The sequence below is a fragment of the Pantoea sp. QMID4 genome (genome assembly GCF_030270445.1).
Taxonomy (GTDB): Bacteria; Pseudomonadota; Gammaproteobacteria; order Enterobacterales; family Enterobacteriaceae; genus Pantoea; species Pantoea vagans.
The window spans coordinates 546,346-565,874 of sequence record NZ_BSXL01000001.1 but is presented as its reverse complement, the minus strand read 5'-3'; the positions used below and the strand labels follow the sequence as shown (position 1 = coordinate 565,874).

Here is a 19,529-nt window from a genome sequence, read left to right as displayed (position 1 = left end):
TTTGTCTTTGTCCGCGCGCTCTTTCACTCTCCAGACTCCCGCTTCTGCTGTCAGGTGAACGATGCACAACGGTTATCTCTCTTTACAGCAGCGAGCCTGGCTGAAACAGCACGCGTGGCTGGCTCTGCTGTTTTACGGGATGGCGGGGCTTGGGTTTTCGCCGCTGTGGTATCTGCTGGCGGTAAGTTATCCGGCGCTGGCGCTGACCAGGTTACGATCCTTTTACGAGCATCGTGCAGCGGACGACCCGCTGGCACGTTCGGTGAATAATGAAGCGGCCTGGCCCTGGCGCATACTGTTCCTGAATCTGAACTACCATTCAGTGCATCACGACCTGCCTGGCGTGTCCTGGTATGGCTTGCGCCCGCTTTATTTGCGCGACCGCGAGCACTACTTTCAGCGCAACCACGGTTTTCGGGTGGCGGGCTATCGGGTCTGGCTCGGTCAGTCATGGGCCAGACCGGTCGGGGTCAATGCCCATCCGGGCCGCTCAGGGGAGAAAACTTATCAATAATCTGCTCGCTTTACCCATGTATGCCCTCCATCCGCCTGCCACGCGGGCATTGATGCAGGCTGTGGTTACGCTGCTGGCGCAGCATGACACACAGGCGCAGCCGGTCTGGCCTGACGATCTGCTGGCCCACTGGCGGGATGACCGGTTGCTGCTGAGCCAGACCTGCGGCTATCCGCTGGTCAGTCAGTTACCGGCGGTTCAGCTGGTCGGCACCTTTCACTATCAGGCTCTGGGCTGCAGCGGGCGCGATTATCGCAGCTGGCTGGTGGCGTGGAATAAACAGGCGACGCTGGCTGATTTCAACGGTCAGCGGGCTGTGGTTAATAGCCTGGATTCGCACTCCGGCTATAACGCGCTACGTTTTGTGGCGGCGCTTCAGGGCGTGACTTTTTCACAGCTGCTGCTGAGTGGCGGACACCGTCAGTCGCTGGCAGCGCTGCGTGATTCACAGGCAGATATCGCTGCTATCGACTGTGTGAGCTGGGCGCTGCTGGCGCGCTATGCGCCAGATGAACTGCACGGCCTGCATATCATCGGTGAGACGCCCGCCGCACCCGGATTGCCGTTGATCACGGCCGCCTCAACGTCAGCAGCCCGGCTGGCGACGTTGCGTACGACGCTGCATCAGCTGGTGAGCGAGCCCGCCTTTCGCGCCGTCTGCGACGACAATCTCATCAGTGGATTCAGCCCAGTGCAGCAAGGCGATTATCAGGAGGTGCTGGCGTGGGAACAGCAGGCTGCCGCGCTGGGCGTCACCCGGCTTTAACGCCGCACGCTAATTCGTCCTTCTGACCGGGAAAATCTGAATTTTCCGCATCTTCGCCCCACTGCTCACGTTTTCCCTGCCTGGTTTTTCACGCACCCCGATACGCTATGCCGAAGGCTAACGCTGGTAAGCGCGCTCGCGGCGTTCTAAGGTAAAGGTTTTAACAAAGGAAATGTGGAATGCGGATTCTGATGGCAGGCGCCGGCGCGACCGGTGGATACTTTGGTGCAAGACTGGCTCAGGCGGGTCAGGACGTGACTTTTCTGGTGCGTGAACGCCGTTATCAGCAGCTGCAACACAATGGGCTGGTGTTGCAGACGCCGCAGGGCAGCGAAAAGATACAGCCGCAGCTGACACAGGCCAGCACCCTGACGGGTCAGTTTGATCTGATTATTGTGACGGTAAAGAGCTTCGCCCTTGATCAGGTGATGGAGGACATTGCGCCAGCCGTCGGCCCGGACACGCTGATCATGCCGATTCTCAACGGAATGCGGCATATCGCCACGCTGCAACAGCGCTTCGGCGAAGATAAGGTGATTGGCGGCCTGTGCAAAATCAACGCCACGCTGGGTGAACAGGGCGAAGTGATCCAGATGACGCCGCTGCACCAGCTCTTATACGGCGCGCTGGACGGCAACAATGATGAACGGCTGCTGCGGGTTGATGCTGCGCTGCGCGACTGTCAGGTTGATACCCTGTTCAGTGATAACATCATGGATGAGCTGTGGGAAAAGTGGCTCCTTCTCAGCACGCTTGGCGCAGTCTGCTGCCTGGCACGCGGCGATACCCGGCAGATCCTCACCGCGCGCGGCGGCGAAGCGCTGCTACAGGGGATCTTTACGGAGATTCTGTCCGTCATTACTGCCGAAGGCTATCAGCCGCGCCCGGCGGTGACGGCCCGCATTTTTGAACTGTTAAACAATCCCGCGACCCCGATGACCTCCTCAATGTACCGCGATCTCACCCAGGGTTATGATATTGAAGCCGATCAGATCATCGGCGACCTGCTGCTGCGGGCGAAACGAAACGGGCTTGCCACGCCGCTGCTGAATGCGGTGGATGTGAACCTGCAGGTCTATCTGCAGCAGCGTTAACAACCGGCAGCGTTAGCGGGTCGGCTGCCGCTACGTTCCCCGCTGGCGTGGCGGTGAACGTGTGGCTGGCAGCAGCAGCACAGCATGAAAATTTGTTACACTCGTCGCTTCATCTATTGGAGAGTTCAATGACTTCCCGCTCCGTGACCCTTGATGATGTCGCTCAACTGGCCGGCGTCTCATATCAAACCGTTTCACGTGTTTTAAATCGTTCTGAACAGGTGTCAGCCCGCACGCGGGAAAGGGTTGAGGCGGCGATGCAGCAGCTCAATTATGTGCCCAATCGGGTGGCGCAGCAGCTGGCGGGTAAGGCGACGCGCACGCTGGGTCTCGCGACCAGCGACCTGGCTCTGATGGCACCGGCGCAGATCGCCTCGGCGATTCAGCAGCGTGCTGCACGGGCGGGTTATCATCTGGTGATTGCGATGGACAGCGGCCACGATGCGGCCGCCACCGTGAATGAACTGCTGGCTCAGCGGGTCGATGGGCTGCTGATTAACCTGCCGCTGGATGCCGATGAAGCGCAGCAGATCCAGCTGCTGTGCGGCGGCAAGCCGGTGCTGTTTCTGGATGTCGAACCGCAGGCGGCGGTGGCACAGTGTCAGTATCCCAATGAGTCCGGCGCACGCGCAGCGGTTGAACATCTGGTGGCGCTGGGGCATCGCCAGATTGGCCTGTTAAGCGGGCCGCTGCGCTCGGTGTCAGCCCGTCAGCGCGAAAACGCATGGCGTCAGGCGCTGGCCGATCATCAGCTAACGCCGCATTGCGCGCTGCGCGGTGACTGGAGCGCACAGTCGGGTTATCAGGCGCTGCTGACGCAGCTTCCCGATGACCTGCCGAAGGCGATGCTGGTGGCCAACGATCAGATGGCGCTGGGTGCGATGCGGGCGCTGCATCAGTATGGCGTCGCCATTCCTGGCGAGATCTCCGTGATTGGTTATGACGATACCGCTGAGAGCGCGTGGTATCAGCCGCCACTCACCACGGTGCGGCAGGATTTACACTATCTGGGTGCGCAGAGCGTTGAACGGATGCTGGCGCGGCTTCAGGGTCAGGAGGCACCAGACAACGCGCTGGAGACCACGCTGGTGATCCGCGAGACCACCGCTCCCCCTGCTGATGAGCGGGTTGATGTGGTGGCGCTCTCCCGTCAGCTACAGGAGATTGCCCGCAGGCTGGCGGGTAAATAATGCTGCGCTGAGACAGGCAATAAAAAACCCGCACCACCGACGTGAATGCGGGTTCGCATGGAGCGCAAAACGCATAAGCGCTCTGTTCTTATGCTTTCGGGTGTTCGCCCACGCCCATTGCTTTGATTTTTTTCGACAGCTCGCGACGCTCTTTCGACAGGTCGGCGTTTTTGATGATGTACTCATCCACGCGGTCTTCATAATCCACACGCATGCTGGCGATGATTTCCTGAATAGCCTCAACGCTCATGCCGGGTTTGATATATTCGCTCAGGTTGTCGAGCAGCAGTACGCGCTTCTGGTTATCGCGGATTTTCTTCTCGTTATCGACAATTTCACGCTGCAGTTTGTTTTTGCGGCGGAACATACGCACGAACTCCAGTACGTCCTGAAATGACTGCTTGGCATTTTCCATGATGGCACCTTTCTTTAAGCCTGCTGACGCAGGGAGAGAGTCAAAACGATCAGCTTAGCGGCTAGCCCGCCAGGTAAGCAATTTTCACAGCTAAATTCAGACTGGCTCTTATCTTAGCGCAAAGAAACCCGGTTTCACATTAAGTCATTGTCTGAGGTGATTATTTGCGCAGCGCCATCCTCATCAGATCGGTCATGCGCTCCAGCTGTTTCGCCAGTTCCAGCGTCAGCCAGACGTAGCCATAGATTGGCGTCTCTTCCAGCCCGTCGCTACCCGCTTCGGCGATCAGTCTGCGTAGTTCGCCGCTGATTTCGGTCAGCTCATGGCTGTTGGCAATCACCTCTTCTGTTTCGCCCTCAATCGCCATCACCGAGAGCGCCCGTAGCGTGTTCTCTGTCATCTGCTGCGTGCGGCGGAGTGCAGGCGCGTTAAGCATTATCAGGTGACTCTCACGCGAGGCCCACCAGGCATTAATCTGCATCTCAATGGTGTAAACCATATTACGATTTATGGTCTGAATCGCTTCAAGCACCGACTTCGGGATGCGGGTCTCTTTGCTGGACGGCTCCAGCAGCGCCCGCATTTTGATCACGCTGGTCAGCAATTTGCCCAGCGGCTTATTAAGGCGCGGCTTTTCGACCAGGTTGGGCGAGAAGCCGGCATGATAGATTTTTGCCATGCCCGCCAGCGTGTCGGAGAGCTGAATGCGCCAGTGTGTGTAGGCGCGCTGCGCCCAGATCGCGGTAAACAGCAGCGCCATCAGCGATCCCAGAATCACATCACCACCGCGCCACAGCGCCACGGTGAAATCGCCGGTTGGCGCCCCCACCACCACGCTCAGCGTAATCCCGATCAGTAGCGCCATGTAGGGATGTTTGCCCAGCGTCAGGTAGCCGCTGATCAGCATGATGATGCCGCACCAGGCCAGCATCACCGGCATGGAGATCAGTTCCAGCTTCAGGGCAATCAGACCGGAAATCGACCCCGCCACCGTGCCACACATGCGCTGCAGGGCGCGCGGAAAGACATTTCCCCAGGTGGAAATCGGCCCCATCACCACCACCAGCGTGATCAGCGGCCAGGTGCCTTCCGGAATACCGGTTGCCCGGACAAAAATAAAGCAGAGTAAAAAGGCGATGGCAATACGAACGCCGTGGACGGATCGGTAATGGCGATAAAACCAGAACTCCAGTTTCGAGATGGGCTTGTCAGGACGCAAAGTGACTTTCCGGTTACGGGAATATGATGGGGCTATCTTAACCCTGAACACGGCGCGGGCTTAGCGCGGGCCGGATATTTCAAAACAGTTTTGACGTTCGCTTACAATTATCAACATCCGCCTCACATACCTGACCGAAAGTCATGAACAACTGAATACGGCTTTTTAACCTTTCGCAGGTATCAGTAACAGGTTCAGGGTATAAATGTGAAAACGGACAGCCCGCAGACTGCCCATCTCTGTACTGCCGGGCGGTTAATCAGAATTTCTGTTTAAGATAGTCCGTCAGGCGGGTAATCACACCTGCTGGTTCTACCGCACTCAGCGCCACCAGCGGATAATGAGCAATCTGCTGATCTTTATCCATCACCTGAATTTCACCAATTACTTCATTGGCTTTCAGCGGCGCTTCCAGATCTTTACGATCGATGACGTACTTCGCCTTCACGTTCTGCACTTCACTGCGTGGCAGTGACAGATAGACATCTTCTGCCGTTCCCACTTCTACCTGATGCGGATTGCCATACCAGACGTTTTCGCTGCCAATCTTCTTACCGGCATGGAACAGCTGAACGGTATCAAAAGTATTCTGGCCCCAGACCAGCAGTTTACGCGCCTGCTCTTCGCGGCCTTTCGGGCTTTTACCGCCCATCACGACGGCGATCAGGCGATGTTTACCCACCACATTTGAGGCAATGATGTTAAAGCCCGCGGTTTCAGTGTGACCGGTTTTCAGCCCATCAACGTGGAGGTTGTTATCCCACAGCAGACCATTACGGTTGTTCTGGGTAATGCCGTTCCAGCTCAGGGTCTTCTCACTGTACATGGCATAGAAGTCAGGCTCACCATCGATAATGGCACGTGACAGCTTCGCCATATCCAGCGCGCTGGAGTACTGACCCGGCGCATCCAGACCATGAACGGTTTCAAAGTGGGTATTCTGCAGGCCGAGCTTCTCAACATAATGATTCATCATGCCAACGAAGTTCGCTTCGCTGCCTGCCACGTAATCAGCCAGTGCAACACAGGCGTCATTGCCGGAATCGATGATCACGCCGCGGCTTAGATCCCGGACACTCAGCTTATCGCCCGGCTTCAGGAACATCAGTGAAGAGCCTTTGAACACAGGATTTCCCGCCGCCCAGGCATCTTTGCCGACCGTGACCATATCGTCACGGCTGATTTTCTTCTGGTCGATAGCGCGGTCGACTACGTAGCCGGTCATCAGTTTGGTCAGGCTGGCGGGATTGCGGCGTTCATCGGGATTGCCCGCGGTCAGCACCTGCCCGGTAGTGGCATCCATCAATACCCAGGAAGCCGCATCAATCGCCGGAGGCGTCACAGGGAAGGGAATCGCATCAGCCTGCGCCAGCGAGGCCCAAAAAACAGTAGCGGTAACGGTGAACAACAAACGCCTTTTCAACACTTCATCCTTAATTGCACGGGAGAGAAAATTTCTAAAACGAAACGGAAACAGCCGCACGTTTTACGGCAAAAGCATTATGAAGGTTTGAATAAATTGAAAAAAAGTATGAACTGGCAGTGACCGGATGAACCGGGTGAGTGAATCCATCCGTCGGCTGACCGCAACAGAAAAGATGCGGTGCAGGTTTCAGGCCACGAAAAGGCCTGAAAGTGGCATACAGACGTAGTGAGAAAATGTGCAACGGCTCCCGGTTCTGGACATCCGCCAACATGGCCGGCTGGGTCTGTTGCGGCTGTCGCCAATGGCTGGCTGTCAAAAAGAAGCATCAGGCAGGCTTTACCCTTAACTTCAGACGCGCAGGAATATGGTTTACCATACAGGACGAGCGCCAGCCGCAGCCATGAGCCGCTATAATGGCACTGTACGGCTGAACCCTGCGCCTGTGCATCAGACATAACGATCACCTCTTACCCTGCTGCGCGCAGAAAGTTACAGAGCGAGCAGAGCCGATTTAGCACGCTCTGTTCATAAAGTCAGTGAACGCAATGAACGGATATGAAATTTGAATAACGACCGCGTACAGCCCACTTTTCTGTTTCACGATTATGAGACCTTCGGTACCAGCCCCTCTCGTGACCGGCCCGCCCAGTTCGCCGGCCTGCGCACCGACAGTGAGTTCAATCCTGTTGGCGAGCCAGAAGTGTTCTACTGCCGTCCGCCTGATGACTATCTGCCACAGCCCGAAGCGGTGATGATTACCGGCATCACCCCACAGATAGCGATGAGCCGCGGCGTAATCGAAGCAGAGTTTGCCGAACGCATTCATCAGCTGTTCACCAACGAACAAACCTGCGTGGTCGGCTACAACAACGTGCGTTTCGATGATGAAGTGACGCGCAATATCTTCTATCGCAACTTTTATGATCCTTACGGCTGGGCCTGGCAAAACGGCAACTCACGCTGGGACCTGCTCGATGTGATGCGTGCCTGCTATGCGTTGCGGCCTGACGGGATCAACTGGCCGGAAAATGAAGAAGGCTTTCCGAGCTTCCGGCTGGAGCATCTGACCAAAGCCAACGGCGTGGCCCATGAAAATGCGCACGATGCGATGTCAGATGTTTACGCCACGCTGGCGATGGCGAAGCTGGTAAAAGAGAAGCAGCCGAAACTGTTTGAGTTTTTGTTTACCCATCGCAACAAAAACAAGCTAATGAAACTGATCGACATCCCGCAGATGAAACCGCTGGTCCATGTCTCCGGCATGTTCGGCGCCGCGCGCGGCAACACCAGCTGGATCGTGCCGCTGGCCTGGCATCCTGATAACCGCAATGCGCTGATCGTGGTGGATCTGGCGGGCGATATGTCACCGCTGCTGCAACTGGATGCCGATACCCTGCGCGAGCGTCTTTACACGCCGAAAAACGATTTGGGCGATCTGCCTGCGGTGCCGGTTAAACTGGTGCATATCAACAAGTGTCCGGTGCTGGCACCTGCCAGTACGCTGCGTCCGGAAGATGCGGCCCGGCTGGGCATTGATCGTCAGCACTGCCTGGCGAATCTGACACTACTGCGTCAGCAGCCTGACGTGCGCGAAAAACTGGTCACGCTGTTTGCCGAAGCTGAGCCGTTCACACCCTCAGAGGATGTGGACACGCAACTCTACGATGGATTCTTCAGTGATGCCGATCGCGCCGGGATGAATATCATTCGTCAGACCGCACCGGCGAATCTGCCTGCGCTTGACCTGAGCTTTGAGAGTGCGCGGATAGCGAAACTGCTGTTCCGCTACCGGGCACGTAACTTCCCCGGCACGCTGGATGATGCCGAGCAGCAGCGCTGGTTGCAGCATCGCCGTGAAGTATTGAATGGTGATCGGGTGCAGGCGTTTATGCAGGAGCTGGAGGGACTGGCTAATCTGCATGAAGCGGATGCAGAAAAGGTTGGGCAGCTCAAAGCGCTCTATCTTTATGCGCAGGAACTGGTCTCCTGAGCAATGAGAAAGCCTGACCCTGCAGGGTCAGGCTTTCCTGTCTTGCTGAATCAGAGCACCGTCCACGCCAGCCAGGTCAGCACAAAACCGCTTAACCCCATTATCGTCGTCAGCACCGTCCACGTACGTAAACCGTCGGCCACCGAAAGCCCCAGATAACGGGTGACCACCCAGAATCCCGCATCATTGACGTGTGACAGACCCAGCCCGCCGAAGCAGGCCGCCAGCGTCACCAGTACCCGTTGCATATCCGTCACGCCGGTCACCGCCTGCGTCAGCAGACCGCTGGTGGTCAGGATGGCTACCGTGGCGGACCCCTGTGACGCGCGCAGCGCCAGCGACAGGATAAAGGCAGCCGGCACCAGCGGCAGATGCAGCGTTTCCAGCGTCACCGCCAGCGCTTTACCCACGCCCGATTCCACCAGCACTTTGCCAAATGCCCCACCCGCCCCGGCCACCAGAATCACGCTGGCGGAGGTGGGAATCGCCCGCCCGGTGAGATCTTCCAGCTTGTCTTTGCTCCAGCCACGCCGCACGCCCAGCAGCCAGGCTGCCAGTCCTAAGGCAATCAGCAGGGCAATCGGCGGCGTGCCGATCACGGTCATGACGTTACGCAGCAGACTGCCTTCCGCCAGCAGGGTGTGGGACAGCGTTCCCAGCACGATCAATATAATCGGGACCACAATCAGACCGCTGATGGTCAGCGCGCCAGGCGGTGCCGGTTCATGCTTCTTTTCCTGCCCCTCTGGCTTCGCCATCTGCAACTGCTCCAGCACCTCGACAGACAAATGGTAATGGCGACGGTTCATCACTTTCGCCACGTAGTAGCCAATGATCCCGACCGGCACGGAAATCGCGATACCCAGCATCATGAGCCAGCCCATATCGGTGTGCAGGATCCCGGCCGCCGCCGCCGCACCCGGATGGGTTGGCAGCGCCACGTGCACCGTCAGCATCACGCCCGCCATCGGCAGGCCAAACTTCAGCGGTGAAACCCGCGCCACCTTGGTGAAGCCATAAATCAGCGGGATGACGATGATAAAGCCCACTTCGAAAAATACCGGAATGCCCAGGATAAAGGCTGCCATGGTCAATGCCGCAACGGTTCGCTTCAGCCCCAGCGTTTTACTGAAGCGTTGTGCCAGGGATTCAGCCCCACCTGAGGCTTCAATAATCGCCCCAAGCATGGCACCCAGCACGATGATGATGGTGATGTGGCCAAGCAGCCCACCCATCCCGGTGATAATCGTCTCCATAATTTTCTCAGCCGGAATGCCGGTCGCAATCGCCACCAGCAGGCTGACAATCAACAGGGCGACAAACGGATGAACTTTGGCTTTGATGACCAGCAGCAGCAGGATCACGATGCTGGCGGTCGCTATGGCTAACAGCAGTGCGGTGGACATAGTAAACCTCAGAAATTGTTATATTTTTTGGGTTTCAGGCGTACATAAATAGCAGGTGCACAGTCAGAAAAGGGCAAGCCGCTCCCGACCGGTGCTGAAACACCGGTTTTTCAGCCCGTTCAATCAGGTTTTTTGCGCCCAGGGTGCAAACCAGCCCAGGCCTTCGGTCGTGCTGCCTCGCGGAATATATTCGCAGCCGACCCAGCCGGAATAACCAACCTCATCGAGCAGCGTGAAGAGATACGGATAATTAACTTCTCCCTCATCCGGCTCATGGCGATCCGGTGCCGACGCAATCTGGACGTGACGATAACGTCCCGCATAGTGTCGAATCAGATGGCTGAGGTTGCCGTCCACCCGCTGTGCATGAAACAGGTCGAGCTGAGTGAACACGTTCGGCCGGTCTATCTGTTCAGCCATCTCCAGCGTCTGATACTGACTGGCGTAGAGATAGCTGGGCTTGGTTACCGGGTTAAGCGCTTCTATCAGCAGGTTGATGCCATGCGGCGCAAAGCGCTCAGCCGCATAGCGCATGTTGCTGATGAAGGTCTCAACGTAGCGCTGACGATTGGCACCGGGCGGCACCGTCGCCGCCATGATGTGAACCTGCGGGCATTTCAGCGCCAGCGCATAGCTCAGGGCATGGTCAATATCTGCCTTTGCTTCCGCTTCCCGTCCGGGGATGGCGGAGACGCCCCACTCACCCGCGGCAACGTTACCCGGCGCGGTATTGAACAGCACCAGCTGCAGCTGGTTATCATCGAGCCACTGTTTTATCTGCGTGGCGGGATAGTCATAAGGAAACAGAAATTCGACCGCCGTGAAACCGGCCTTCGCCGCTGCAGCGAAGCGTTCGGCAAAGGGATATTCATTAAACTGGGTCGAAAGGTTAGCAGCAAACTTCGGCATTATCAGCTCCTGAGTTCTGCCACTTCGGCATCGCTGAGATAACGGATCGGGCGGTCACCCAGTGTAAAGATCAGACGGGCAGTCTCTTCCAGCTCTTCCGTGTTGTCCGCCGCTTCCTGTAAGGATTTCCCTACCACCACCGGGCCGTGATTCGCCAGCAGAAAGGCGCGGTAACGCGGCGCCAGCGCCGCCAGATCGTCGGCCAGACGCCCATCGCCGGGCTTGTAGTAAGGCACGACCGGCACATCACCGACGCGCATTACCACATAGGGTGTAAACGGACGGATGCAGTTGTCCGTATCCAGCCCCTGTAAACAGGAGAGCGCCGTCAGGTAGTGGCTATGCAGATGCACCACTGCGCGGCAGTCAGGATTATTCAGGTAGAGCGCGCGGTGAAACGCAATCTCTTTTGAAGGTTTATCGCCGGAGAGCCATTCCCCCTCAGGCGTCACTTTTGACAGCCTGTCACCCTGTAATTCCCCGAGGCAGGAACCGGTAGGGGTCGCCAGCAGATTGCCATCCGCCAGCAGCATTGAGAGGTTGCCCGCTGAGCCGGTGGCATAGCCGCGCTGAAAGAATGAGGCGCCGAGACGGACCATTTCGTCACGCGCCTGCTGTTCCGCCAGAAGGAAAGATTCAGACATAGGTAAACTCCGTTTGCGCGCGGCGGAAGAAGTCTTCGTCGCCAAAATTGCCCGATTTCAGCGCCAGAGAGAGCGGCTGATGAATGTCGCGCACCCAGGGGACGCCAGGCGAGATGGTCGGGCCGATGTGAAAGGCGGTTACACCCAGGCTCTGCGCCACTACGCCGGAGGTTTCCCCTCCCGCCACAATAAAGCGCTGCCAGCCACGCTGTTTCAGCTCACGGGTGACGGCGGCGAACAGCTGCTCAACGGCTGCGCTGCTGCGCTGCGCACCATAGCGTTGCTGAATCACCTGCAAGTGCTGCGCGTCCGCGGTGGCAAACAGCAGCGGGGCCAGCGTCTGATGACTGTTTGCTTCAACCCAGTCGCACAACTGCCGGGCATACCCTTCTGCATCGTCCAGACAATGTTCAATCTCTGCTTCGCAGGCTGGTGCCAGCTGGCGGTACGCGGCAACCTGACGATTGGTCATCTGCGAACAGGATCCGGACAGCACCACGGCGCGATCGCCACGCGGACGGCCTGCCTGCTCTGCCTCTGCATCCGTCTCAGCCGTCGCCCACTGCCGCGCCAGACCGATGGCCAGCCCGGAACCGCCGGTCACCAGCCGCCTGTCACTGAGTGCTTCACCCAGCGTCAACAGATGCGCCTGATGCAGGGTGTCAGTGACGACGTAATTAATCCCCTGATCTGCCAGCTGGCCCAGCGCCTGACGCACTGTCTCTGCGCCCTGATCGACCTGTTCCGCCGCGATCAGCCCGGCTTTGCCAGTTGCCTGCGACATCATCAGACGCAACAGGTTGCTGTCCTGCATCGGCGTAACCGGATGGTGCCGCATACCGGAATCGGACAGCAGCTGATCGCCGACAAACAGATAGCCCTGATAGACGGTGCGCCCGTTCACCGGCAGTGCCGGGCAGATGACCGTCTGCGTCTCACCCAGCGCATTCAGCAGCGCATCGGTCACCGGACCGATATTGCCCTGCGCGGTGCTGTCGAAGGTAGAGCAATATTTGAAGTAGAAGCGTTCACAGCCCTGTTTCTGCAGCCACGCCAGCGCGGCCAGCGACTGCGCAACCGCCTGATCTGCCGGGCAGGAACGGCTCTTGAGGCTGACCACAATCGCCCGCGCCTCTGTCCTCTCTTCGCTGGCGGGGATGCCGTTAAACTGAATGGTAGTCAGGCCGTTCTGCACCAGAAAACTGGCGATATCCGTTGCGCCGGTAAAATCGTCCGCTATCACACCAAGACGCATCAGCTGTTCTCCCCTGCCTGCGGCAGCGTGATGCCGCTAAAGATTTTGATTACCGCACTGTCATCTTCCCGGCCATAACCGGCGTTGCTGGCTTCGGTAAACATGCTGAGGGCGGTTGAAGCCAGCGGCAGCGGGAAGTGCAGTGACTTCGCGGTGTCGGCCACCAGGTTGAGATCTTTTACAAAGATATCGACGGCCGATTTCGGGCTGTAGTCGCCGTCTACCACATGCTTCATACGGTTCTCGAACATCCAGGAGTTGCCCGCGGCATTGGTGACCACTTCATACATGGTTTCCAGCGGAATACCGGCTCGCGCCGCCAGCGCCATGGCTTCTGCGCCCACCGCGATGTGAACGCCTGCCAGCAGCTGATGAATAATTTTGACGGTTGACCCAAGGCCAATTTCATTTCCCACGCGATAGACTTTGGCAGCCACCGCATCCAGCACCGGCTGCAGTTGTGCAAAGACCGCATCACTGCCGGATGCCATCACCGTCATTTCACCGCTCGCCGCTTTAGCCGCGCCGCCCGATACCGGGGCATCCAGCATCAGTAAATGATATTCAGCCAGCCGCTGTTCAATCTGCTGCGCATCCTGCGCTGAAAGTGTGGATGAGACCATCACCACCGTGCCCGGACGCAGTTTTGCGGCCAGGCCATCTTCACCGAACAGAATGGCGTTAACCTGCTTTGCATTGACCACCAGCAGCAAAACGGCATCGAGCTGATCTGCAAAGGCAGAGGCGGATGACTGCGCATCACGTGCGCCGGCCTGACGTAAGCTCTCCAGGGCTGCCGGGTTCAAATCGACGCCCCAGGTGTTGAGGCCGGCGCGCAGACAGGACTTCGCCGCACCCATACCCATGGAACCTAATCCGATAACGCAGATGTTTTCAGCTGGCACGTTACGCCTCCACTGTTAAATTAAGTGATTATTTGTTTGTTACTGTTAATCCTGCCAGCTTCCCGTCGGTAAAAATGTGTCACTCCTCACAAAAAAACATCACCAGTGTGAACCGGAACAATTTTTAACACAGCCTGTTTGACTATCTGCACCTCGCGTTAACCCGGTGAGTGCAGCTGCCAGCCTTGTATTAGCTGTTATTTTTTGTTCTGGTTGACCGGCAGATACTTTATAATGTGAAAAAATGGTAATTATCAGGGAGCAGATATGATTCCGGTTGAACGTCATCAACAGATCCTGGCACTGGTGGCCGATCGGGGCGTGGTGAGCATTGCAGAGTTAACTGAGCGGCTGGGCGTATCGCACATGACCATACGCCGGGATGTGCAAAAACTGGAAGAACAAGGCGCCGTGCTGTCGGTTTCCGGCGGCGTGCGCTCCGCCGATCGACTGGCGGCTGAACCGTCCCATCTGACGAAAAGCACCCTCTATAACGATGAAAAGCGCGCCATTGGCCGTACCGCTGCCCGTCACATTCCCCGTAATAGCTGCATCTATCTGGATGCCGGGACCACGACGTTAGCGCTGGCACAGGAAGTAGTTGATCGTGATGATTTACTGGTGGTGACCAATGATTTCATGGTGGCGAATCTGCTGATGGAGGCGAGTCAGTGCCGGGTGATCCACACGGGCGGCACCGTATGCCGGGAGAACCGCTCCTGCGTCGGCGAGTCGGCAGCACGCAGCCTGCGCAATCTGGCCATTGATATCGCCTTTATCTCCGCCTCCTGCTGGGGGCCACGCGGCTTGTTCACACCGGATGAAGATAAAGTGATGGTGAAGCAGGCAGTGTGCGACGTGAGCAGCAAACGGGTTTTACTGAGTGACAGTTCGAAGTACAACAGAATAGCGACGTTCCTGGCGTTACCGCTGGAGAGATTTGATCAGGTGGTGACAGACAACAAACTGAGTGATGCAGGGCGGGAACTATTAAGTGCGGGAAGCTGGGAACTGGTGCTGGCGGGGTGAACTGTCGCCGCCTTCCCGATAAAGCCGGAAGGCGGCAACGTTAGCGCAATTAAACTTCTTCGCTGAACTGCGGCACCGGATTACGGAAGCTGCGGGTCACGAATGCCAGGTAGATAATCCCGATGGCGGCCCAGATCAGGCCCAGAACCATAGAACTCTCTTCCAGATTCACCCACAGCGCACCGACCGTCATCGCGCCGAGCAGCGGCAGCAGCAGATACTGAACGTGATCTTTCAGCGTGCGGTTACGCTTCTCACGGATCCAGAATTGTGCAATCACCGACAGGTTCACAAAGGTAAACGCTACCAGCGCACCGAAGTTAATCAGCGCGGTCGCTGTGACCAGGTCAAAGTTAATCGCCATCAGCGCAATCGCACCGACCAGCAGCACGTTGAGCGACGGGGTACGCCATTTTGGATGGATGTAACCGAAGAAACGCTCCGGGAATACACCATCACGGCCCATCACATACATCAGACGCGATACGCCCGCGTGTGCCGCCATACCGGATGCCAGTACCGTGACCACCGAGAAGATCAGGATACCGACCTGCAGCGCTTTACCGGCTACGAACAGCATGATCTCAGGCTGTGAGGAGTCGGGGTCCTGGAAACGGGTGATGTCCGGGAAGTAGAGCTGCAGGAAGTAAGATGCCGCGATAAAGATCACACCGCCAATCAGCGCCGTCAGGAAAATAGCGCGCGGGATGGTGCGTTCTGCATCTTTGGTTTCTTCTGACAGCGAACTGATGCCATCAAAGCCAAGGAACGAGAAGCAGAGTATGGTTGCACCGGTAATCATCGGCACCACGTGCGCATTCTCAGACCAGAACGGACGGCTGCTCACCAGCGTACCAGAACCGACGCCGCTTGCCACACCGTAGATCACCATGCCGGTGATCCCGACCATAACAATGACCTGCAGCACCACAATCACACTGTTGAAGTTGGCGACGGTTTTGATGCCCTTGAGGTTAGAGAGCGTCATAAAGCCGACCAGCAGCACCACGAAGATCCACGACGGGATACCCGGCACCAGCGATTCGAAATAGTTTTTAGCCAGCAGGATGTTGATCATCGGCATGAACAGGTAGTCCAGCAGTGATGACCAGCCGACCATAAAGCCGACGTGCGGACTGATCGCCTTCTGAGCGTAGGTATAAGCGGAGCCCGCAGAGGGGAAGCGGCGTACCAGCTTACCGTAACTCACGGCAGTGAACAGAATCGCAATCAGCGCGAAAGCATAAGCGGTGGCGACGTGACCATCGGTCAGACCGGAAACGATGCCAAAGGTATCGAACAGGGTCATAGGCTGCATGTAGGCTAAGCCCATCATGACGACCGGAAGTAACGTAAGCGTCTTTTTGAGTTGCGCACGCTGCGGTGCGGCGGAGGTATTAAGCGACATGCTTCAGTCCCCTCTGTGCGACAACCTGGCTGGGCTGGGTCACAGGGCAACTGCGCATTAAGCGACAGGGAGTAAGGTTAGCGGTTGACACGGCGCCGTAGTCATCACGAAAACGCGTACCAGCGTTGGCTGGCAGAGTGAAAAACATCCCCATCTTTGTAATCCTCAATCTCACGCTTACGCGTGTTTTCAGTGTTTATCTATCCGGGTGCGTGCCCGGCCTCGGTTAAGTCAGCAAAAACGCTCTGTTAAAACTGGATGCAAAAAAATAACCGGCGCGTTAAGCGTCGGTTATTATCTGATTTTGCAGGCCGCGTATTCTGCCCTAACCCGTGGCAGTAATACAAGCCGTTGGGGCACCTTATGCAAAAAAAAGCGCGACAAAGCAAAGCTGAGAAGCCCATCAGGCGTTTTTCAGCATCCAGTCTATTTCCGTAGACGTAATCAGTCGTTCAAACTGCATCAGTTCATAGTTTTTGCAGCTATGCCAGACGCTGGCAAAGCGTTCGCCCAGTAACTTCTGCAGCGGATAACTGCTGTCAAACTCATACAGCGCATCGCTCTGCCGTATTGGCAGTGCCAGCCCCTCGGCATGGTGTCCGTTGCCGGTGACCGGATTTGGCAATGGCAGCTGCGTATCCAGCCCATGCAGCATCCCGGCCAGGATAGCCGAGACGACCAGATAGGGATTGGCATCAGCGCCCGCCACCCGATACTCAATACGATGGTTGTCGATATCTCCGCACGGCACGCGCAGCGCGACGGTCCGGTTGTTGTGCCCCCACGAAGCCTGTAACGGCACATAGGCTTCAGGGACAAAGCGGCGATAGGCATTCACGTTAGGTGCCAGCAGCGCCATTGACGCGGGCATCAGGTCGATCATGCCCGCCAGCGCACGTTTCATCAGCGGTGAATCACTGCCGTCATCGCAGGCAAAGGCGTTGTGATCGGCGGCATCCAGCATGCTGATATGCACGTGCATCCCACTGCCTGCGTACTCTTCGTAAGGCTTCGCCATAAAGGTGGCGGTCATGCCGTGATTTTCCGCGACCTGACGAATCAGTCGCTTCAGCTGCACCGCATGATCGCAGGCACGCAGCACGTCGCGGGTATGATGCAGGTTGATCTCAAACTGTCCGGGCGAGGCTTCCGCCAGCGCGCCATCAGCCGGTATGCCCTGCTGACGGGCCAGATCGTCAATATCCCGCAGAACATCAGCGAAGTGATCGAGGTTATCGACCGAGTAGACCTGGCTCTGCATATTGCGTTCATCGCTGCCAGGCGAACAGGGCGGCTGGATAAAGCCTTCAGCATCGCGCTTTTTGTCCACCAGATAGAACTCCAGCTCTACCGCTACCACCGGAAACAGCCCCCGGTTACGCAACTGTTGCCACAGCCGGTTGAGGACATTTCGGGGTTCAACGTCAAAGGGAGTGCCATCTTGGTTGCACATGGTTAACAACAACTGAGCAATGTGTCGAGGGTCAGAGGCGGAGGGAACTAACGTACCGCTAACGGGCAGGCAGAGATTATCGGGTTCACCAAGAGACTGGCCGAGTCCCGCTTCTTCCACCGTGTTGCCGAGGATATCCATGGCAAACACTGAGGCGGGGAAATAACATCCTTTTTCCAGCTTAGGCAGCGCAGAGACCGGAATGCGCTTGCCGCGGAACACACCATTTAAATCATTTAACAGAATGTCGACATACTGCGTTTCAGGATGGCGCTCCAGCCAGGCTTTCACCTCAAGCTGGAACGCGCTGGTTCGTTTCTCTTCACTTTGAAGCGTGAAGTCTTCCACTTCTACCAGGTTAGTCATGATTTCACCCGCCCCTATCAGGTTTGCGTAATGCTCAAAATAACAGCCACTCCACTAACATAGCGCCAACATAAAAAGTGTGCAAATGTAACAAATCTGTTTGAAGAACAAACAGCAGATTGCTAGATTGAAAAAATATTGCACACTTAACCGCCAGATGTGCCCTTTCGGTAGATATTTCGACCAGTGATGCGAGGACGTAAGATGGGCATTATTTTTGACAAACCGTTGATTGGCGTAGTGATGTGCCAGAAAGATTTGGCCGGCCATGCGACTCAGACGGTGCATAACAAATATATTGATGCGATTGTCCTGGCGGGTGGCGTGCCTCTCGCCCTGCCCCATAGTCTTATTAATGCGCCTCATCTATCAGAAAACGCTATGGCTGTGCTGGATGGCCTGCTGCTTACCGGCAGTCCCAGCAATATCGAACCCTGGCATTATGGTGAAGCCGGTGAAGAGCCGCACGCCGATCCGGGCCGCGACCGTCTCGCCTTTCAGCTGATCACCTGGGCCACCAGCCATAAAATGCCGATGTTCGGCATCTGCCGTGGACTGCAGGAGCTGGTGGTAGCCAATGGTGGCGCGCTGTGGCGGGATCTCAGTGAACAGTCAGAATTTCAGCGTCATCATGAAGATGAGACGCTGCCACTGGATCAGCAGTATGCGACAGCGCATCCTGTCACGATCGAACCGGATGGCCTGCTGGCAACGCTGCTGGACAGCAGCAAACCGCTTGCGGTCAATTCTCTGCATCATCAGGGCACACGCGAACCGGGGCCGCAGCTGCGCATTGAGGCGCGCGCGCCGGATGGCCTGATTGAGGCGGTGAGTCTGCGTCATCATCCCTTCGCCCTCGCGGTGCAGTGGCATCCCGAGTGGCAGCCGGAAAGCACGGCGGGATCGCAGGCGCTGTTCAGCGGCTTTATTCAGGCCGCCATTCGCTATCACAGGGGAAAAGCAGATGAGTGATGTCACGCTGGCACCGGGACGACGGCTGGCGCAGATTCGGCAGACGATGGGATTGTCGCAACGTCGCGTTGCTGAACTGGCCGGACTGACCCACAGCGCCATCAGCACCATCGAGCAGGATAAGGTCAGCCCGGCGGTCAGCACCCTGCAGAAGCTGCTGAAAGTCTATGGGCTGTCACTGTCGGAATTCTTTTCGGAACCCAAACCCCACGCAGAGCCAAAGGTGATTGTCCGCGCCAGCGATCTGCTGGAAATTGGCAGCCAGGGTGTGTCGCTGAAACTTATCGACAATGGCCGTGCGCAGCGCACGCTGGGCATGCTGCTGGAAACCTATCAACCCGGCGCCAGCACCGGCGAGAAGCTGCGTCATCCGGGCGAAGAGACCGGCACGCTGCTGGAAGGTGAAATTACGCTGGTCATTAACGGTCAGCAGTTTCATCTCTCTGCCGGAGAGAGCTATGTGATTGATACCGGGTTACCGCACAGCTTCACCAACAGGGCTGAAATCCCCTGCCGCATTGTCAGTGCCCACACGCCAGCCAATTTTTAGGCGCATTCCGGAGAATGT

General features: G+C 57.1%; 17 protein-coding genes and 1 pseudogene. 8 read left to right on the top strand and 10 right to left on the bottom strand.

Annotation, left to right across the window (positions count from 1 at the left end; all coding sequences use genetic code 11):
• Positions 1-97 precede the first annotated feature (97 nt).
• The 4 genes and pseudogenes from QSK07_RS02470 to QSK07_RS02455 form a co-directional block, all read left to right on the top strand.
• Positions 98-514, top strand: a pseudogene (locus tag QSK07_RS02470) (fatty acid desaturase); the annotation flags it as partial.
• Positions 507-1,280, top strand: coding sequence for a phosphate/phosphite/phosphonate ABC transporter substrate-binding protein (locus tag QSK07_RS02465; RefSeq protein ID WP_285720599.1), 774 nt, complete (start codon positions 507-509; stop codon positions 1,278-1,280). The pseudogene QSK07_RS02470 and the gene QSK07_RS02465, both read left to right, overlap by 8 nt.
• A gap of 179 nt (positions 1,281-1,459) precedes the next feature.
• Positions 1,460-2,374, top strand: coding sequence for a ketopantoate reductase family protein (locus tag QSK07_RS02460; protein ID WP_285720348.1), 915 nt, complete (start codon positions 1,460-1,462; stop codon positions 2,372-2,374).
• 128 nt (positions 2,375-2,502) lie between these two features.
• Positions 2,503-3,564, top strand: coding sequence for a LacI family DNA-binding transcriptional regulator (locus QSK07_RS02455; protein WP_285720347.1), 1,062 nt, complete (start codon positions 2,503-2,505; stop codon positions 3,562-3,564).
• Positions 3,565-3,652: 88 nt separating this feature from the next.
• Here the strand turns inward: QSK07_RS02455 and tmaR are convergent, their stop codons facing one another.
• The 3 genes from tmaR to dacD form a co-directional block, all read right to left on the bottom strand.
• Positions 3,653-3,979 (bottom strand): PTS system regulator TmaR, encoded by a 327-nt coding sequence (gene tmaR / locus QSK07_RS02450; protein ID WP_004571340.1) that lies wholly within the window; start codon positions 3,977-3,979, stop codon positions 3,653-3,655.
• 160 nt (positions 3,980-4,139) lie between these two features.
• Positions 4,140-5,198 carry an FUSC family protein gene (locus QSK07_RS02445; protein WP_285720346.1) on the bottom strand — a complete coding sequence of 353 codons (1,059 nt, stop codon included), beginning with the start codon at positions 5,196-5,198 and terminating at the stop codon, positions 4,140-4,142.
• A 259-nt stretch (positions 5,199-5,457) separates the two neighbouring features.
• Complete coding sequence (gene dacD, locus QSK07_RS02440; RefSeq protein ID WP_179291158.1) at positions 5,458-6,621, bottom strand: serine-type D-Ala-D-Ala carboxypeptidase DacD; 1,164 nt, start codon at positions 6,619-6,621, stop codon at positions 5,458-5,460.
• 565 nt (positions 6,622-7,186) lie between these two features.
• On the opposite strand from dacD, the gene sbcB reads away from it, so the two are divergent.
• Positions 7,187-8,614, top strand: coding sequence for an exodeoxyribonuclease I (gene sbcB, locus QSK07_RS02435; RefSeq protein ID WP_098052885.1), 1,428 nt, complete (start codon positions 7,187-7,189; stop codon positions 8,612-8,614).
• 50 nt (positions 8,615-8,664) lie between these two features.
• Here the strand turns inward: sbcB and QSK07_RS02430 are convergent, their stop codons facing one another.
• The 5 genes from QSK07_RS02430 to ltnD form a co-directional block, all read right to left on the bottom strand.
• A complete protein-coding gene (locus QSK07_RS02430) occupies positions 8,665-10,020 on the bottom strand; it encodes a GntP family transporter (protein ID WP_285720345.1) in 1,356 nt (451 codons plus the stop codon).
• 123 nt (positions 10,021-10,143) lie between these two features.
• The gene (locus QSK07_RS02425) at positions 10,144-10,929 is read right to left on the bottom strand and encodes an HPr family phosphocarrier protein (protein ID WP_285720344.1); all 786 of its coding nucleotides are present in this window, start codon (positions 10,927-10,929) and stop codon (positions 10,144-10,146) included.
• Positions 10,930-10,931: 2 nt separating this feature from the next.
• The gene (otnC, locus tag QSK07_RS02420) at positions 10,932-11,555 is read right to left on the bottom strand and encodes a 3-oxo-tetronate 4-phosphate decarboxylase (protein WP_285720598.1); all 624 of its coding nucleotides are present in this window, start codon (positions 11,553-11,555) and stop codon (positions 10,932-10,934) included.
• Positions 11,556-11,565: 10 nt separating this feature from the next.
• Positions 11,566-12,828 (bottom strand): 3-oxo-tetronate kinase, encoded by a 1,263-nt coding sequence (gene otnK, locus QSK07_RS02415; RefSeq protein ID WP_285720343.1) that lies wholly within the window; start codon positions 12,826-12,828, stop codon positions 11,566-11,568.
• The gene (gene ltnD / locus QSK07_RS02410) at positions 12,828-13,733 is read right to left on the bottom strand and encodes an L-threonate dehydrogenase (RefSeq protein ID WP_285720342.1); all 906 of its coding nucleotides are present in this window, start codon (positions 13,731-13,733) and stop codon (positions 12,828-12,830) included. Before ltnD ends, otnK begins: the two co-directional genes overlap by 1 nt.
• Positions 13,734-14,000: 267 nt before the next feature.
• Between ltnD and ygbI the strand changes: the two genes are divergently transcribed.
• A complete protein-coding gene (gene ygbI / locus QSK07_RS02405; protein ID WP_098052881.1) occupies positions 14,001-14,762 on the top strand; it encodes a DNA-binding transcriptional repressor YgbI in 762 nt (253 codons plus the stop codon).
• 49 nt (positions 14,763-14,811) lie between these two features.
• Here the strand turns inward: ygbI and QSK07_RS02400 are convergent, their stop codons facing one another.
• Positions 14,812-16,170: an APC family permease gene (locus QSK07_RS02400; RefSeq protein WP_013358429.1), complete on the bottom strand. Its 1,359-nt coding sequence runs from the start codon at positions 16,168-16,170 to the stop codon at positions 14,812-14,814.
• A 403-nt stretch (positions 16,171-16,573) separates the two neighbouring features.
• A complete protein-coding gene (locus tag QSK07_RS02395) occupies positions 16,574-17,992 on the bottom strand; it encodes a glutamine synthetase family protein (RefSeq protein ID WP_285720597.1) in 1,419 nt (472 codons plus the stop codon).
• A 201-nt stretch (positions 17,993-18,193) separates the two neighbouring features.
• Between QSK07_RS02395 and puuD the strand changes: the two genes are divergently transcribed.
• Together puuD and puuR are read left to right on the top strand one after the other, a co-directional pair.
• Positions 18,194-18,961, top strand: a complete 768-nt coding sequence (puuD, locus tag QSK07_RS02390) for a gamma-glutamyl-gamma-aminobutyrate hydrolase (protein WP_285720341.1) — start codon at positions 18,194-18,196, stop codon at positions 18,959-18,961.
• Positions 18,954-19,511, top strand: coding sequence for an HTH-type transcriptional regulator PuuR (puuR, locus tag QSK07_RS02385; protein WP_013358432.1), 558 nt, complete (start codon positions 18,954-18,956; stop codon positions 19,509-19,511). The genes puuD and puuR overlap by 8 nt, the downstream gene beginning before the upstream one ends.
• Positions 19,512-19,529 lie beyond the last annotated feature (18 nt).